This window comes from Bradyrhizobium sp. MI1.3 (assembly GCF_055811695.1).
The window spans coordinates 1-17,798 of record NZ_JBVVPQ010000107.1 but is presented as its reverse complement, the minus strand read 5'-3'; the positions used below and the strand labels follow the sequence as shown (position 1 = coordinate 17,798).

At 64.2% G+C, this 17,798-nt stretch carries 13 protein-coding genes; 10 read left to right on the top strand and 3 right to left on the bottom strand.

Translation table 11 applies throughout. The features are described from left to right. Nucleotides 1–163: 163 nt before the first annotated feature. The 3 genes from AC0L3A_RS37520 to AC0L3A_RS37510 form a co-directional block, all read right to left on the bottom strand. Entirely contained in the window at nucleotides 164–1,351 is a 1,188-nt protein-coding gene (locus AC0L3A_RS37520; protein ID WP_007599722.1) for an acetyl-CoA C-acyltransferase, read from the bottom strand. Beyond that, entirely contained in the window at nucleotides 1,348–3,042 is a 1,695-nt protein-coding gene (gene pimA / locus AC0L3A_RS37515) for a dicarboxylate--CoA ligase PimA (protein WP_007599717.1), read from the bottom strand. The genes AC0L3A_RS37520 and pimA overlap by 4 nt, the downstream gene beginning before the upstream one ends. A gap of 205 nt (nucleotides 3,043–3,247) precedes the next feature. Then, nucleotides 3,248–5,344, bottom strand: a complete 2,097-nt coding sequence (locus tag AC0L3A_RS37510) for a 3-hydroxyacyl-CoA dehydrogenase NAD-binding domain-containing protein (RefSeq protein WP_007599715.1) — start codon at nucleotides 5,342–5,344, stop codon at nucleotides 3,248–3,250. Nucleotides 5,345–5,472: 128 nt separating this feature from the next. Between AC0L3A_RS37510 and AC0L3A_RS37505 the strand changes: the two genes are divergently transcribed. The 10 genes from AC0L3A_RS37505 to AC0L3A_RS37460 all read left to right on the top strand — a co-directional run bounded on the left by AC0L3A_RS37505 (nucleotide 5,473) and on the right by AC0L3A_RS37460 (nucleotide 17,728). Continuing rightward, nucleotides 5,473–6,339: an IclR family transcriptional regulator gene (locus AC0L3A_RS37505; protein WP_007599713.1), complete on the top strand. Its 867-nt coding sequence runs from the start codon at nucleotides 5,473–5,475 to the stop codon at nucleotides 6,337–6,339. Between the two features lie 66 nt (nucleotides 6,340–6,405). Further along, nucleotides 6,406–7,203, top strand: coding sequence for an ABC transporter ATP-binding protein (locus AC0L3A_RS37500; RefSeq protein WP_007599710.1), 798 nt, complete (start codon nucleotides 6,406–6,408; stop codon nucleotides 7,201–7,203). After that, nucleotides 7,200–7,913, top strand: a complete 714-nt coding sequence (locus tag AC0L3A_RS37495) for an ABC transporter ATP-binding protein (RefSeq protein WP_007599709.1) — start codon at nucleotides 7,200–7,202, stop codon at nucleotides 7,911–7,913. The genes AC0L3A_RS37500 and AC0L3A_RS37495 overlap by 4 nt, the downstream gene beginning before the upstream one ends. Before the next feature lie 12 nt (nucleotides 7,914–7,925). Next, the gene (locus AC0L3A_RS37490; RefSeq protein ID WP_007599708.1) at nucleotides 7,926–8,804 is read left to right on the top strand and encodes a branched-chain amino acid ABC transporter permease; all 879 of its coding nucleotides are present in this window, start codon (nucleotides 7,926–7,928) and stop codon (nucleotides 8,802–8,804) included. 2 nt (nucleotides 8,805–8,806) lie between these two features. Further along, on the top strand, nucleotides 8,807–9,823 hold the full coding sequence (locus AC0L3A_RS37485; RefSeq protein ID WP_007599707.1) for a branched-chain amino acid ABC transporter permease: 1,017 nt from the start codon (nucleotides 8,807–8,809) through the stop codon (nucleotides 9,821–9,823). A gap of 31 nt (nucleotides 9,824–9,854) precedes the next feature. Next, a complete protein-coding gene (locus AC0L3A_RS37480; protein WP_007599706.1) occupies nucleotides 9,855–11,090 on the top strand; it encodes an ABC transporter substrate-binding protein in 1,236 nt (411 codons plus the stop codon). A gap of 120 nt (nucleotides 11,091–11,210) precedes the next feature. Further along, on the top strand, nucleotides 11,211–12,437 hold the full coding sequence (locus AC0L3A_RS37475) for an ABC transporter substrate-binding protein (protein ID WP_354200447.1): 1,227 nt from the start codon (nucleotides 11,211–11,213) through the stop codon (nucleotides 12,435–12,437). Between the two features lie 239 nt (nucleotides 12,438–12,676). Continuing rightward, nucleotides 12,677–13,906: an ABC transporter substrate-binding protein gene (locus AC0L3A_RS37470; protein WP_007599704.1), complete on the top strand. Its 1,230-nt coding sequence runs from the start codon at nucleotides 12,677–12,679 to the stop codon at nucleotides 13,904–13,906. Between the two features lie 193 nt (nucleotides 13,907–14,099). Then, complete coding sequence (locus AC0L3A_RS37465) at nucleotides 14,100–15,383, top strand: glycerate kinase type-2 family protein (RefSeq protein WP_007599703.1); 1,284 nt, start codon at nucleotides 14,100–14,102, stop codon at nucleotides 15,381–15,383. 221 nt (nucleotides 15,384–15,604) lie between these two features. Beyond that, entirely contained in the window at nucleotides 15,605–17,728 is a 2,124-nt protein-coding gene (locus tag AC0L3A_RS37460; protein WP_473256283.1) for a putative bifunctional diguanylate cyclase/phosphodiesterase, read from the top strand. Nucleotides 17,729–17,798 lie beyond the last annotated feature (70 nt).

Sequence of the window (17,798 nt, the reverse complement as noted above, 5' to 3'; positions counted from 1 at the left end):
CCTGCTCTTCTTTCGTGAATGCGAGATCCATCGGATCCTCCTGTTTCCTCGTCGTCCTGGCGAAAGCCAGGACCCATTACTACCGGCCTTCGTTATGCGAAGGCTGTCTGAGCACCACACTCCGGCTGCGGAGTATGGGTCCTGGCTTTCGCCAGGACGACGGCTACTGCAACACCTCAAAAAGCCCCGCCGCGCCCATGCCGCCGCCGACGCACATGGTGACGACCGCGTACTTCGCCTTGCGGCGGCGGCCTTCGATCAGAGCGTGGCCGGTGAGGCGCGCGCCCGACATGCCGTAGGGATGGCCGACCGCAATCGCGCCACCGTCGACGTTGATCTTGTCGGGGTCGATGCCGAGCTTGTCGCGGCAATACAGCACCTGCACCGCGAAGGCTTCGTTGAGCTCCCACAGGCCGATGTCGTCGACGGTGAGGCCATGACGCTTGAGCAGGCGCGGCACCGCGAACACCGGGCCGATGCCCATCTCGTCCGGCTCGCAGCCGGCGGAGACGAAGCCGCGGAAGATGCCGAGCGGGTTCAGCCCGCGCTTCGCCGCTTCCTTGTCGCTCATGATCACGCTCGCGCTGGCGCCATCCGAAAGCTGGCTGGCATTGCCGGCGGTGACCGAAAATCCCTCGCCGCGCACGGCCTTGAGGCCGGCGAGACCTTCAGCGGTGGTCTCGGGGCGCGGGCCCTCGTCCTGCGAGAGCGTGACGTCCTTGAACGAGACTGCACCGGTCGCCTTGTCGGTCACCGCCATCCTGGTGGTGATCGGCGCGAGTTCGTTCCTGAACTTGCCGCCCTGCTGGGCCGCGGCCGTGCGGCGCTGGCTCTCCAGCGAATATTCGTCCTGCTTCTCGCGCGAGATGCCGTAGCGCTTGGCCACGATTTCGGCGGTGTCGATCATTGGCATGTAGACCTCGCCTTTGATCTCGAGCAGCGCCGGGTCCTGCGCATGGAAGCCGTTCATCTTGTCGTTCTGCACCAGTGAGATGGACTCGCCGCCGCCGCCGACGGCGATCTCGACGCCGTCGAAGATCACCGAACGCGCGGCGAGCGCGATCGCCTGCAGGCCCGAGGCGCATTGCCGGTCGATGGTGGTGCCGGCGACCGTGACGGGGAGACCGGCACGGAGCAGCGCCTTGCGCGCGATGTTGCCGCCGGTCGCGCCCTGTTGCAGCGCTGCGCCCATCACGACGTCCTCGACCTCTTTGGGGTCGATCTTGGCGCGCGCGACGGCTTCGCCGATGGCGTGGCCGAGCAGGGTTGCGCCCTCGGTGGCGTTGAGCGCGCCGCGATAGGCCTTCCCGATCGGGGTGCGGGCGGTGGAAACGATGACGGCGTCGGTCAAGAGCGATCTCCTGATGCAAGTCGGGTGACAAGTTGGGCGGATTGTGATGGTTTCTGCTGCTGGCGCAACTCATGGCGCGACAGCTTTCCGACCGGCGTGCGCGGCAGATCGTCGACGAATTCGACCTCCGCCGGCAATTCGTGCCTGCCGAGCTTGCCGGCGAGCTGCGCGCGCAGCTCGTCGAGCGAGAACGGCTTTGCGCCGGGCCTGAGCTTGATGAAGGCTTTTGCGGCCTCGCCGCGATACGAGTCGGGAATGCCGAGCACGATCACCTCGTGCACGCCTGGTAGGGTGTAGATCGCCTGCTCGATCATTTGCGGATAAACGTTGAAGCCGCCGGAGATGATCATGTCCTTCTTGCGGTCGACCAGGAAGAAATAGCCGTCGCTATCGACATAGCCGATGTCGCCGGTGACGAAGCGGCCGTCGACGAAGGCCTCCGCGGATCCCTCGGGCTTGTTCCAGTAGCCCATGGTGACGTTCGGGCCCTTGATGCGGATCTCGCCGACTTCGCCCGGCGGCAGCACTTTTGTGGGATCTTCCAGGGAAACGACGTCGAGCTCGATGCCGGGCAGCATCAGGCCGATCGAGCCCGGCTTGTCAGGGCCTGTGGGCGGATGGCCGGTGCCGGGCGAGCAGGTCTCGGTCATGCCCCAGCCGCTCTTGAGCTTCTTGCCGACCTTGCGCTCGAAGAAACTCGCAATCTCCACCGGCAGCGGCGCGCCGCCGGAGCCAATGGTGCTGAGCGAGGAGAAGTCGCGCTTGTCGAGATCCGGGAGCGCTGCAATCGCGATCCACATCGTCGGCACGCCCGGGAAATAGGTCGCGCGCTTGACCTCGATGTCGCGCATCACGGCTTCGACATCGAAGCGCTGATGCAGCGAGATCAGATAGCCGCGGCGGAGCGAGCACAGCAGCACGAGGGTCAGCGCATAGATGTGGAACAGCGGCAGCACGCCGATCACGCGCTCGACCACGTCGCCACGCGCGGCTCGGGACGGCTTGCCCCAGATGTCGAAGATCGACACCGCCGAGGTGAGGTTGCCGTGCGTCAGCATGGCGCCCTTGGGCAGACCGGTGGTGCCGCCGGTATATTGCAGCAGCGCGACGTCGTCGATCGTCACGGATGGCCACTGCGCCGGTGCGGTCGCGCCCTCGACAAAGGCCTTGAAGGTGACGATGCGGGGATCATTGGGGATCGCGGCCTGCGGCGTGCCGACCTTGCCCCAACTGTCCTCCTCGCAGACGACCAGGCGGTCGATCAGGCCCTTTTCCAGGAATTTCAGCGCGGTCGGCAGCAGCGCCGCGAGGTTGGTGGTGACGAGCAGGCGCGAACCGGAATCGGAGACCTTGTGGGTCAGCGCGATCTCGCCGTCGAGCGGTGAGAGATGCGCGACACGGGCGCCGGCCTTCAGCGCGCCGAAGAAATTGACGGGGTGGTCCGGCGTATTGCCGAGGAACAGCGCGATGGATGTGTGCTTGCCGCAGCCGGCGCGCAGGAACGCGGCAGCCGCACGCTCCGCCATCGCGGCGAGTTCGGTGTAGGTGATCGGACGATCCCGGAATTCCAGCGCGGTGCGCGGTCCGTACTCTGCCGCGGCTTTTGCCAGCAGTTCAGGCAGCGGGCCCTGGACGATGGTGTCGTCCCAGCGCACGCCTTCGGGATAAAACTGTTCGCCGGGATGGGTCATCAACGATCAATGCTCTGCAAACGTAAGGCGGGTACGGACAGACGGGCTCCCTTCCCCCTTGTGGGGAAGGGTTGGGGAAGGGGGTGCCACGAACTCGGACCTCGCCCGGGGCTACCCCCCTCCCTGACCCTCCCCCACAAGGGGGGAGGGAACGGAGAGAGCGTTGCCCTGGCGAAGGTGTTCGCGGTCACCGAGCCCAATCCAATCACGCCGCCTTTGATGTCGCGGCCAATGACGCGAAGGTCTTGCCTTCGGCCGCGAGCTTCTTCAGCAGCGGCGCGGGCTCGAGGCTGGGGTCGTTGGTCTCCTTGGCATAGAAAGAGAGACGATCGGCGATGTGCTTGAGGCCGACGGTGTCGGCCCAGAACATCGGGCCGCCGCGGTAGATCGGCCAGCCGTAGCCATAGAGCCAGACCACGTCGATATCGGACGGGCGCGCGGCAATGCCTTCTTCCAGGATCTTCGCGCCCTCGTTGATCATCGGATACATCATGCGCTCGAGGATCTCGTCGTCGCTGACGACGCGCTTCTTGCGGCCCAAACGAAGCAGCGTCTCGTCGATCAGCTTCTCGACTTCGGGATCGGGCAGCGCCGAACGGGAGCCGGCTTCGTATTTGTAATAGCCCTTGCCGGTCTTCTGGCCGAAGCGCCCGGCTTCACAGAGCGCATCCGCGATCTCCGACTTGATGCCGCGGTCCTTGCGCGAGCGCCAGCCGATGTCGAGGCCGGCGAGGTCGCCCATCGCGAACGGCCCCATCGGCATGCCGAACTTCGTCACGACGGCGTCGACCTGCTGCGGCAGCGCGCCTTCGAACAGCAGTTTCTCCGACTGCTTGCCGCGCTGGGCCAGCATGCGGTTGCCGACAAAGCCGTCGCAGACACCGACCACGGCCGGCACCTTTGCGATTTTGCGTGCGATCGAGACAGCCGTGACGAGGGCATCGGGCGCGGTCTTGTCGGCGCGCACGATCTCGCACAGTTTCATGACGTTGGCGGGCGAGAAGAAGTGCATGCCGAGCACGTCCTGCGGCCGCTTGGTCGACTTCGCGATCTCGTCGATGTTCAGGTACGAGGTGTTGGAGGCGAGCACGGCGCCCGGCTTGACGTACTGGTCGAGCTTGCCGAACACTTCCTTCTTCACTGCCATGGTCTCGAACACGGCTTCGATGACGAGGTCGGCGTCGCCGACGTTCTCGATGCCCACGACGCCGTTGATCAGCGCCATGCGCTTGGCGGGCGCGTCCGCCGGGATGCCGCCGCGCGCCGCGGTCGCTTCCCAGTTCTTCTGCATGATGCCCATGCCGCGCTTGAGCTGCTCCTCGCCGGTCTCGATCAGAGTGACGGGAACGCCGGCATTGGCAAAGGACATCGCGATGCCGCCGCCCATCGTGCCGGCGCCGAGGATGGCGACGCGGTTCACGGGCCGCGGCTTGGTCCCCTCAGGAACGCCGGCGATCTTGCTGGCCTCGCGCTCGGCGAAGAAGGCATAACGCTGCGCCTTGGACTGATCGCTGGCGACGAGCTTCAGGAAGCCCTCGCGCTCCTTCTTCAGCCCTTCATCGAATGGCAGGTCGATGGCGTAGCCGACGGCGTCGGCCGCCGCAAACGGCGCTTCCAGGCCGCGTGACTTCTTGGTCATGGCCGCGACCGCATTGGTGAAGATCGAGCGGTCGGCCTTGGCCGCCGCGATCTTGGAGTCGTCGTCACGCAGGCGGCGCAGCGGACGCTTTTCAGCCAGCAGCTTTCGTACGAAGGCTTCGCCTCCGGCGGCGGGGCCCTCGACGATCTCCTCGATCAGACCGTTCTTCAGCGCTTCCGCAGCGCCGATCGGATCACCGCCGACGATCATCTTGACCGCGAGCTCCGGTCCGACTGCGCGCGGCAGGCGCTGGGTGCCACCGGCGCCCGGCAGCAGGCCGAGCTTCACCTCGGGCAGGCCGAGCTTGGCTTCCTTCACCGCAACACGGAAATGACAGGCGAGCGCGACCTCGAGGCCGCCGCCGAGCGCGGTGCCGTGGATCGCGGCGACGACCGGCTTCGGTGAATTCTCGATCTCGGAAAGCACGTCGTTGAGGGCGGGCGGCTTCGGCGGCTTGCCGAATTCGGTGATGTCGGCGCCTGCGATGAAGGTACGGCCGGCGCAGGTCAGCACGATGCCCTTGATGGCGGGATCGGCGACCGCGGCCTTGATGCATTCCAGAATTCCGCCGCGAACCGCGGCGCTCAGCGCGTTGACCGGAGGGCTGTCGACCGTGACGATCCCGACTTCGTCATGACGCTCAAACTTGACCACTTCGCTCACGGTGTCCCTCCTTGGTGGGGTAACTTTTGTTCAATTTCGCACTGCGGAATTTAATTCCGCATCTTGACGGCAGGGTTATTTTGAAGCACGTGGCTTGTCAACGACTCCGCGCAAGAAGCAGATCAGGGATGAAGCGTACAGGAAAGAAGACAGCGACCGATCGGAATTTCGTCGTCGCGCTTTCCCGCGGGCTAGACGTATTGCGCGCATTCCAGCCCAGCGACGGACTTCTTGGCAATCAGGAAATCGCGGCCCGTACCAATTTGCCCAAACCGACCGTTTCGCGGCTGACCTATACGTTGACGAAGCTCGGCTATCTGACGCCGGTTCCCCGCTTCGAGAAATATCAGCTTGCGCCGGCCGCGATGGCGCTCGGCTACGCCGCGTTGTCCAATCTCGGCGTTCGGCATTTGTCCGAACCGTTCCGCGAGGAAATGATGCGCGCGACCGGCGGAGCCGTTGCCGTCGGCGGCCGCGACCGTCACAGCATGATCTATTTCGGGCAAAGCCGCGGCAGCGAGACGGTCGGCGTTCAACTTGACGTCGGCTCCCGCGTGCCGATTGCAACCAGCGCGATGGGCCGCGCCTATTTTTGGGCGCTCGAGGAAAACGATCGGGCGGAACTGTCTCGTGTCTTGCGCGAACATTACGGCAGCCGCTGGCCCAAGATGCGCGACGGTTTGGAACGCTCCGGCGAGACGGTCGCGAAATACGGATTTGCGATTTCGGTCGGCGACTGGCACGACGATATCGGCGCCGCCGGCGTCGCGCTCAGGCTCAACGACGGAACCGGTCCTTACGCATTCAATTGCGGCGCGCCGGCATTCCGCTTCACGGAAGAGCGTTTGATCAACGACATTGGACCGCGTCTGCTTGCGATGGTAAGGAACATCGAAGCGGCACTTGGGGGTCTGATGCCGCATTCCAAAAAAGACGTCAGCAAAAAGCTGAAATCAGGAGGGAAAGTTGCGCGTGTGGCCGAGGGGATCAGATAGCCTTTGTCGTCATCGGGAGCGGTTCACATCGCCCCTTCGCTCACTGAACACAGTGGGCGAGACGAGATGACGCAGGCACAGCTCGCGCAGGGGACATCGCCCCTGCTCGCGGTTCGCGACGTCAGCGTCGTGTTCGGCGGCATCGTCGCGCTCAACGGCGTGTCCTTTGACATGCACAAGGGCCAGATCCTCGGCTTGATCGGCCCTAACGGCGCCGGCAAGACCACGCTCTTCAACTGCCTCTCGCGGCTGTACCAGCCGTCGTCCGGCGACATCCTGATGGAGGGCGCGAGCATCCTGACGCGCCCGCCGCACCGAATCGCGGAGATCGGCATCGGCCGCACCTTCCAGAACGTGGCGCTGTTTCCGAATTTGTCGGTGATGGACAATGTCCGCGTCGGCACCCATGCCCGCACCTCCAGCGACATCATCAGCGACTCGCTGCGGCTGGCCTGGGTCCGCCGCAGCGAGAGCGACGTCAACAAGAAGGTGCATGAGATCCTCGCCTATCTCGACCTCGAGGATGTCGCCCACACCGTCGTGTCGGGCCTGCCGTTCGGCACGCAGAAGCGCGTCGAGCTGGCGCGCGCGCTCGCTGCCGATCCGAAGATCCTGCTGCTCGACGAGCCCGCCGGCGGCCTCAACCACGAGGAAGTCTACGTGCTCGGCGACCTCATCCGCCGCATCCGCGACGAACGCCATATGACCGTGCTGCTGGTCGAGCATCACATGGGCCTCGTGATGTCGATCGCCGACCACGTCGTCGCGCTGAATTTCGGCAAGAAGCTCGCGGAAGGCACGCCGGCCCAGGTGCAGGCGGATCCCGACGTCATCAAGGCCTATCTCGGGAGCAAGGACCAATGACGACGCTGCTCAACGTCAAGGACCTGCGCGCCTATTACGGCCAGGTCCAGGCGCTCCACGGCCTGTCCTTCTCGCTCAGCGAGGGATCGCTGACCACGCTGCTGGGGGCCAACGGCGCCGGCAAGACCACCACGCTGCGCGCGATCTGCAACATGGTGCGCTCGACCGGCGGCATCGAGTTCGACGGCAAGCCGCTGAACAACCGCTCCACCGAAAGCATCGTGCGGTTCGGCATCGCCCATGTGCCGCAGGGCCGCGGCACCTTCACCACCATGACGGTGGAGGAAAACCTCCAGCTCGGCGCCATCACCCGCAAAGACAGCGCCGGCATCGTCTCCGACATCGAGCGCATGTATGCGCATTTCCCGGTGCTCAAGCAGCGGCATACGCAGCAGGCCGGCACGCTCTCGGGCGGCGAGCAGCAGATGCTCGCGGTCGCCCGCGCCCTCATGCTGCGGCCGCGGCTAATGCTGCTGGACGAGCCCTCGTTCGGACTGGCGCCGCTAGTCGTGCGCGACCTGTTCGGCATCCTCGGCAAGATCAACCGCGAGGACAAGGTGTCGATCCTGGTGGTCGAGCAGAACGCCCAGCTCGCGCTCGAGCTCGCCGACCAGGCCTATGTGATCGAGACCGGGCGCATCGTGATGTCGGGCAACGCCAAGGACATCGCGAACAACGAAGAAATCCGCAAATCCTACCTGGGTTACTGAGGAGCCGGCACGATGGAGCTGTTCACCAACCAAGTGCTGGCCGGCATCGCCACGGGCGCGATCTACGCCTGCATGGCGCTCGCCGTGGTCATGATCTATCAGGCGATCGACCATCTCAACTTCGCTCAGGGCGAGATGGCGATGTTCTCGACCTTCATCTCCTGGCAGCTGATGCAATGGGGCATCCCCTATTGGGCCGCCTTCGTGATCACGCTGGCATTGTCCTTTGTCGGCGGCATCGCGATCGAGCGCATCCTGTTCAAGCCGCTCGCCAAGGCGCCGGTGCTGACCAACGTCGCCGGCTTCATCGCGCTGTTCGCGATCATCAACTCCTCGGCCGGTCTGATCTGGGACTTCACCATCAAGCAGTATCCGACCCCGTTCGGCTCCTCGCCGTTCCTCGGTAGCCAGCTGATCTCGACTCACCAGGCCGGCATGATCGGCGTCACGGTGCTGCTGCTGCTCGGCCTCTACTTCTTCTTCCAGTACACCAAGATCGGCCTCGCCATGCGCGCGGCCGCCTCCGTGCCTGAATCGGCCCGGCTGGTCGGCATCAACACCAGCTGGATGATTGCGCTGGGCTGGGGCATGGCGTCCGCGATCGGTGCGATCGCCGGCATGCTGATCGCACCAGTCGTGTTCCTCGAGCCCAACATGATGGGCGGCGTGCTGATCTACGGCTTCGCCGCGGCGGTGCTCGGCGGACTGACCAGCCCGTTCGGCGCCGTGGTCGGCGGCTTCCTGGTCGGTGTCTTCGAAAACCTCGCCGGCACCTACATTCCCGGCGTCGGCAACGAGCTGAAGCTTCCGATCGCGCTCGCGCTGATCATTTCCGTCCTGGTCGTCAAACCCGCTGGCCTGTTCGGCCGGCAAATCGTCAAGCGAGTTTGATCATGAGCGCTGCAGAAGACGTCGTCACGGAAGCCCCGGCCGTCGAGGCGGTTCCGAAGCGGGCGATGACGCTGGGCACGGGCACCTCCCTGTTAGTGCTGGCGGTGCTGTTGATCGTGCCGATGTTCGTCAAGAACTTCATCATCTTCCAGATGACGATGCTCCTGATCTACGGGCTCGCGGTGCTGGCCTTGAACATTCTGACGGGCGGCTCCGGCCAGTTCTCGCTCGGCCAGAGCGCCTTCTATGCCGTGGGCGCTTATACGTCGGCGGTGCTGATGGAGTACTTCAACGTCAACTATGCGCTGACAATTCCGGTTTCCGCCGCGGTCTGCTTCGCCTTCGGCTACCTGTTCGGCAAGCCGGCACTGCGGCTGTCGGGCGTCTATCTCGCGCTCGCGACCTTTGCGCTTGCCACCGCGATGCCGCAGCTGCTGAAGCTGAACTTCCTCGAGCACTGGACGGGCGGCGTGCAGGGCCTCGTCGTCACCAAGCCCGACGCGCCGTTCGGGTTGCCGATGTCGCAGGACACCTGGCTCTACTACTTCTCGCTCGCGGTCGTGCTCGCGATCTACATCTTCTCGGTGAACCTGCTGCGCTCCCGCTCGGGCCGCGCCTTCATGGCGATCCGCGACAACGAGATCGCGGCCTCCTCGATGGGCGTCAACGTCGCACTGTACAAGACACTGGCCTTCGGCGTGTCCGCCGGCATCACCGGCGTTGCCGGCTCGCTTGGCGCCATCGCCGTGCAGTTCGTCGCGCCCGACAGCTACACGATCACGCTCGCGATCTCGCTGTTCCTCGGCATGGTCGTCGGTGGCGTCGGCTGGCTGCCCGGCTCGTTCGTCGGCGCAGCCTTCATCATCTTCGTGCCGAACATGGCGGAGGGCATCTCCAAGGGCCTCTCCGGCGCCGTATTCGGCGTACTCCTGTTCGCCGTCATCTACCTGGTGCCGCACGGCGCGAGGCAGATCGCGATCATGGGCCAGCAACTCGTCGGCCGGCTCAGAAAGAACTGACAACCCGTTGATTAAGCCAAGGAGACCCGAATTGTTTTTTGAAAGAACACTGCGAACCGCTGCGCTGGTAACGGCAACGGCGGTCATCACTCTCACCTCCGGCGCCGCTTTTGCCCAGAAAAAATACGACACCGGCGCGTCCGATACCGAGATCAAGATCGGCAACATCATGCCGTACAGCGGTCCGGCGTCGGCCTATGGCATCATCGGCAAGACCGAAGAAGCCTATTTCAAGATGATCAACGACAAGGGCGGCATCAACGGCCGCAAGATCAACTTCGTCACCTATGACGACGGCTATTCGCCGCCAAAGGCCGTGGAGCAGGTCCGCAAGCTGGTCGAGAGCGACGAAGTGATCGTCGTGTTCAACCCGCTCGGCACGCCCTCGAACAGCGCGATCCAGAAGTATTTGAACGCCAAGAAGATCCCGCAGCTGTTCGTCGCCACCGGCGCCACCAAGTGGAACGACCCGAAGAACTTCCCCTGGACCATGGGCTGGCAGCCCTCCTACCAGAGCGAAGCGCAGATCTACGCGAAATGGCTGTTGAAGGAAAAGCCCGACGCCAAGATCGCGATCCTCTATCAGAACGACGATTTCGGCAAAGACTACCTCAAGGGCACCAAGGACGGCTTGGGCGCCAAGGGCGCGTCCATGATCATCATGGAAGAAAGCTACGAGGTGTCCGAGCCCTCGATCGACGGTCACATCGTCAAGATTAAGGCGGCCAATCCCGACGTGCTCCTGATCTACGCGACGCCGAAGTTCGCGGCCCAGACCATCAAGAAGACCGCGGAGCTGAGCTGGAAGCCGCTGCAGATCCTCACCAACGTGTCGATCTCGGTCGGCAGCGTGATGAAGCCGGCCGGCTTCGAGGCCTCACAGGGCGTGCTGTCGGCGGCCTATGCCAAGGACTCCACGGACCCGCAGTGGGCCAACGACCCCGGCATGAAGAAGTGGAACGAGTTCGTCGACAAGTACATGCCGGGTGCCGACAAGTCCGACACCAGCATGGTCTATGGCTACGGCGCAGCGTCGACGCTGGCCAAGGTCCTGGAGATGTGCGGCGACGATCTGACCCGGGCCAACATCATGAAGCAGGCGGCCTCGTTGAAGGATTTCGCACCGGACACCTTGCTGCCCGGCGTCAAGATCAACACCGGCCCCACCGACTTCGCCCCGATCGCGCAGCTCCAGATGCAGCGCTTCAAGGGCGAGAAGTGGGAACTCTTCGGCGAAATCATCAGCGGCGACATCGCCACCGAGTGACGCTCTGACGCAATAGTCCGACACCTCGAGAAGCCCCCGCGAACGATCGCGGGGGCTTTTTGTTGACGTCCCGCATCAATCTTGTTCAATGCGGCGGCGATCCGTTCCGGGTGGAGAAAGATGACTGCCGTTCGATTTCAGGTTGCGGGCGTACTGGCCGCATTCGCGTTGTGCACTGCGATGAGCGGCCCAGCCCTGGCGCAGAAGAAATACGACAGCGGCGCTTCCGATACCGAGATCAAGATCGGCAACATCATGCCCTATAGCGGCCCGGCCTCCGCCTATGCGGCGATCGGCAAAGCCGAGGAAGCCTATTTCAACAAGATCAATGCCGAGGGCGGCATCGCCGGCCGCAAGATCAAGTTCATCTCCTACGACGACGGCTATTCGCCGCCGAAGACGGTGGAGCAGGCCCGCAAGCTGGTCGAGAGCGACGGGGTGCTGCTGATCTTCGGCTCGCTCGGCACCTCCACCAACGGCGCCATTCGCAAATACATGAACGAGAAGAAGGTGCCGCAATTGTTCGTGGCGAGCGGCGCTTCGAAGTGGAACGATCCGAAGCAATATCCCTGGACCATGGGCTGGCAGCCGAGCTACGCGAGCGAGGCGCGCATCTACGCCAAGTACATCATGAAGGAGAAGCCGGACGGCAAGATCGGCGTGCTCTACCAGAACGACGATTTCGGCAAGGACTATCTCAAGGGGCTGAAGGACGGCCTTGGGCCCAAGGCCTCGATGATCGTGCTGGAAGACGGTTACGACACTTCGGAGCCGGCGATCGACGAGCACGTCGTGAAATTGAAGGCCTCCGGCGCCGACATCTTCGTCAGCATCACCACGCCGAAATTTGCAGCGCAAGCGATCAAGAAAGCGGCCGAGATCGGCTGGCATCCGGTCCACATCATCTCCAACGTCTCGGCTTCCGTCGGCGGCGTGCTCGAGCCGGCGGGGCTCGAGATCTCGCAAGGCATCCTGTCGGCGAGCTACACCAAGGACGGCTCCGACCCGCAATGGAATGCCGATGACGGCATGAAGAAGTTCTACAACTTCCTCGCCAAATACGATCCCAAGGCCAACAAGCTCGATGCCGGCGTGGTGTTCGGCTATGCCGCCGCGCAGACCATGGTGAAGGTGCTGCAAATGTGCGGCGACGACCTCACCCGCGACAACGTCATGAAGCAGGCGGCAAGCCTGAAGGATTTCGAGCCCGACACCCTGTTGCCCGGCATCAAGATCAACACCGCAGCCGATAATTTCGCCCCGATCGAGCAGCTCCAGATGATGCGGTTCAAGGGTCGGAAATGGGAGCTGTTCGGGGACATCATCTCGAGCGAGCTCGGCCACTGAAGCCACGCAACTCAAACTCGCTCCAGATCGGTTCGTCAACTCAGACGGATGCACCTTCTCGCAGTCGCACACGAGCGCGCGGGCGCCCCTGACTACTAAAGAAGCAGCCCCTGCGCCCCCGCCGCAGGGGCTTTCTGTTGAAGGCGTCCGGTAAATCGTATTGAATTGCGGCTGCGTCACCAAAAACAGGCAACACAAGAAAAGGGACGCGCACACACCAAGAAAATAGGGAGATAGGAATGCCCGCTGTCACCGGCAAACTTGCGGCCGCGTCACTCGCGCTCGCGCTCATTGCGGCCTCGGCCTCCACTGCATCGGCCCAGAAGAAATACGATACCGGCGCGACCGATACCGAGATCAAGATCGGCAACATCATGCCCTACAGCGGACCGGCCTCCGCCTACGGCATCATCGGACGGACGGAAGCGGCCTATTTCAAGAAGATCAACGACGAAGGCGGCATCAACGGCCGCAAGATCAACTTCATCAGCTACGATGACGCCTACTCGCCGCCGAAGACGGTGGAGCAGGCGCGCAAGCTGGTCGAGAGCGACGAGGTGCTGTTCATCTTCAACTCGCTCGGCACGCCGCCGAACTCCGCGATTCACAAATACATGAACTCGAAGAAGGTGCCGCAGCTCTTCGTCGCGACCGGCGCCACCAAGTGGAACGACCCGAAGGATTTCCCCTGGACCATGGGCTGGCAGCCCAATTACCAGAGCGAGACGCAGATCTACGCGAAATGGCTGCTCAAGAACAAGCCGGATGCCAAGATCGCCGTGCTGTTCCAAAACGACGATTACGGCAAGGATTATCTCAAGGGCCTGAAGGACGGCCTCGGCGCCAAGGCCGCGTCGATGATCGTCATGGAGGAGAGCTACGAGACCTCCGAGCCGACCATCGACAACCACATCGTCAAGCTGAAATCGACCGGCGCCGACGTCTTCATGAACATCACGACGCCGAAATTCGCGGCGCAGGCAATCAAGAAGAATGCCGAGATCGGCTGGAAGCCGCTGCACTTCCTCAACAACGTCTCGGCGTCCGTCGGCAGCGTGCTCAAGCCCGCCGGGTTCGAGAACTCGCAGGACATCATCTCCGCCGACTACCTGAAGGACATTTCGGATCCGGCGTGGAACAGCGATCCCGGCATGAAGGACTTCGTCGCGTTCATGAACAAGTACTTTCCGGACGGCGACAAGCTCGACCATGGCACCATCGTCGGCTACGGCGTGGCGCAGACCCTGGTCCAAGTCCTCAAGCAGTGCGGCGACGATCTCACGCGCGCGAACGTCATGAAGCAGGCCGCCAGCCTGAAGAACTTCCGCACCGAAGTGCTGCTGCCGGGCGTGCAGATCAACACCTCTCCGACCGACTTCGCGCCGATCAGCCAGCTCCAGCTCGAGAAGTTCAAGGGCGACAAGTGGGAGCTGTTCGGTGACGTGATCAGCGCCGACGTCGGCGGCTAACCGCCTGATACCCACGACGATGAAAACCCCCTGCGAACCATCGCAGGGGGTTTTTGCTTGCGCGTCGATTATGATCACGCGATTGCACAATCGAATGATGGTGAAGCCGGCTTACGCTTTGGCGCATGATGCGGTAGGCAGGTGAGCGGCGCGTTTGCCGCCAGTCTTTCCTGTCCGCTCAAGGCCCTTCGTCATGTCCGATCGACGCCCCCTGCTCCGCGCGCTCTACGACGCCGCCGTTGCCGCCGCTCATCCGAGCACGATTCTGGCGCCGCACCTGCGGCCCGCGCCAAGGGGACGCGTGATCTGTCTCGCCGCCGGCAAGGGCGCGGCCGCGATGGCCGCCGCCGCCGAGCGGCATTATCTCGACGCGCTCGGGCTCGCACCGGAACGCCTGGTCGGCATTGCCACCACGCGCCACGGCTACGGCGTGCCGACCCGCCGCATCCGCGTGGTCGAGGCCGGTCATCCCGTGCCTGACGAAGCCGGCCTGAAGGGCGCGGCCGATACGCTCGCGCTCGCAGCCGAGGCAGGGCCGGACGATTTGCTCCTGGTGCTGCTCACCGGCGGCGGCTCCGCGAACTGGATCGCGCCCGTGGACGGCATCAGCTTCGCGCAGAAGCAGGCGGTCAACAAGGCGCTGCTTCGCTCCGGCGCGCCGATCGGCGAGATGAATGTCGTGCGCAAGCATCTGTCGCGGATCAAGGGTGGGCGGCTGGCGCGCGCGGGCAAAAATGCCGCCGAGATCGTGACGCTCGCGATCTCCGACGTGCCGCATGACGATCCCTCCGCGATCGCCTCCGGTCCGACCGTGCCCGATCCGACCACGCTCAATGATGCGCGCGCCATCGTCACCAAATACAAGCTCGATATCGACGATGCCGTCCGCCGCGCGCTGGATGACCCCGCCAACGAAAGCTGCAAGCCCGGTGATGCCGCCTTCGCGCGCGCGCATTTCGAATTGATCGCACGCCCGAAGCAATCGCTCGACGCCGCGGTGAAACTCGCGCAGGAGGCCGGTTACGAGACGATCGATCTCGGCGCCGACCTCGAAGGCGAGGCCCGCGACGTTGCCGCCGCTCATGCCAGGCTGGCGCTTCAGGCCCGCGCGGAAGGCAAGCGCGTGGCGATCCTCTCCGGCGGCGAGCTCACGGTCACCGTGCGCGGCCAGGGCCGCGGCGGCCCGAACCAGGAATACGCGCTGGCGCTCGCCGGCCTCTTGAAGGACACGCCTGACATCTCCGCGCTCGCCGGCGACACCGACGGCGCCGATGGCGGCGCCGGCCACCCCACCGACCCCGCCGGCGCGCTGATCGACGCGGCGACGTTCGCGAAGATGAGGGCGCAGGGGCTGCAGCCGCAGGCCTATCTCGACAACAACGATGCGACGACGTTCTTCGAGGCGACGGGCGACCTGTTGCTGCCGGGTCCCACGCTGACCAATGTGAACGATATCCGGGTGATCCTGGTCGACTGATCGGGCGGCATCGCCATCCCGCCGGCACCGCGCGCGGTTCGGCGGGACGACATGGTTAACGATCTCTGAATTCTTGTCGGCGTCCTCTTTTCCAGGGGGCGGGCATCGCCGCCCTTAACCTCGCGTTCGCCCAGTTTCAGGAACATGTCCCGAAACTGGGCGAATTGTTGGGCTGATTCACCACCGCCTGCTCTAATCGCGTCGTTTCGGGGGCAAGGCGCATGGCGGAGAATGATCAGGAGGTCGCAAGCATTGATCCGCTCGTGCTCGGCGAGCTGCTCAAGTGCGCCGCCAATAATCTGTGGCTCGGGATCATCCTGTTCGGCAGCGACCGCAGGGTCATTTTCTGCAATCCGCGCTACCGCGAGATGTACGCGCTCTCGCCCGAGCAGGTGCACCCGGGCACGCCGATCAAGGACCTGATCCAGCATCGGCTCGAACTGGGCCTGAACATCGGCGGAGAAGCCGGCGCCTATGTCCGTGCCCGCACCGAGGGTTCGGTCGTCAGCGAGCAGACGGTTCAGCAGTTCGCCGACGGACGAATCATCGCCTACACCATCCATCCCCTGCCCGACGGCGGCGGCATGGCGACGCACGAGGACATTACAGAGCGCGAAGAGCTCAGTGCGCGGCTACAGGAACGCAATTTCCAGTTCGACATCGCGATCAACAACATGTCGCAGGGACTTTGCTTCTTCAGCGCCGACCATCGGCTGCTGGTCTGCAACACGCACTATATCGAAATGTACGGCCTGCCGCCCGACCGCGTTCGTCCGGGCACGCCGCTCCAGGAGATCCTCGACCTGCGCTTCGAAGCCGGCAGCGTGCCGACAATGACGCGGGAGGAATACGCCACATGGCGGACCGATGTCGCCACGTCGGCCGAGGCCATGGACAGCATCGTCGAGATGCGGAACGGGCGGACCTTCAAGATCAGGCACCGACCGATGCCCGATCTCGGATGGGTCGCGACCCACGAAGACATCACCGAGCAGCGCAAGGCGGAATTGCAGATCGCGCATATGGCGCACCACGACGCGCTGACGGACCTCGTCAATCGCGCCCTGCTCGGTCAGCGCCTCAAGCAGGCGCTCGAACAGGGTGGGATGTTCGCGATCCACCACATCGATCTCGACAAGTTCAAGGCCGTCAACGACACCCTTGGCCACCAGGCCGGCGACATCCTGCTGCAGGATGTCAGCCGCCGCCTCAAGCAGCTCGCCCGCGACAGCGATACCGTCGCGCGTATGGGTGGCGATGAATTCGTCATCCTCCAGTCGCCGATCTCCGATTCGAACGAAGCGGACACGCTGGCGCGTGATGTTGTCAGCGCCCTGAGTGCTCCGTTCGGGCTCGACGGACATCAGGCTATTGTGGGCGCGAGCGTCGGGATCGCCATTGCGCCCGGCGACGGCTCGACGCCCGAGCAACTCCTGCACAATGCCGATCTGGCCCTGTATCGCGCGAAAAGCGACGGCCGCGGCATGCACTGCTTCTTCGAACCGGCCATGGGCGAAGAGGCGCAAAGCCGCCGCGCGCTGGAGCAGGACCTGCACAACGGCCTTGCCGCCGGCGAGTTCGAACTGCACTACCAGCCGGTCGTGAAGACCGACGGCGGCGAGATCAGCGGCTTCGAAGCCTTGATCCGCTGGCGACATCCACGACGCGGACTGGTCGCGCCGAACAGCTTTATCCCGCTTGCGGAAGAGATCGGCCTGATCGTGCCGATCGGTGAGTGGGTGATCCGGCAGGCCTGTGCCACTGCAAGCCGGTGGCCGGACCATCTGCACGTCGCCGTCAATATCTCGGCGGTGCAATTCCGCCAGCCGGGCCTGACCGAGGTGATCGTCGGCACCCTGGCGGCCTCTGGCCTCGATCCGCGGCGGCTGGAGATCGAGATCACGGAAAGCGTTTTGCTGCAGGACAGGCATGGGACGCTGACGACGCTGCACCAGCTCCGGGCGCTCGGCATCAAGGTCGCCATGGACGATTTCGGCACCGGTTATTCGTCATTGACCTATCTGCAATGCTTCCCCTTCGACAAGATCAAGATCGACCGGTCGTTCGTCAGCGGCGTGGAAAACAATGCGGCATCCCTCAGCATCGTGCGCGCGGTGGCGGCGCTGGCGCGCGGAATGGGCATGACGACGACGGCGGAGGGCGTGGAGACCGCGGAGCAACGGGACCGGATCGCAGCGGAGGGCTGCACCGAAATGCAGGGCTATTTGTTCGGCCCCCCCTTGCCCGCCCTGGAAATAGAGCGCCGCTTGCTGTCCGCGAAAAAAACTGCCATTCCCCACCGGTTCGCGGCGGGGGTAACCCCCCCCCCCGGGCCTCCTCGCTAAAAAAAAACCCCTGCCCCCCAAACCGGCCCCCCCCGCCCCCGCGGCGGCTCGCCCAGAAATCCAGAAAAAC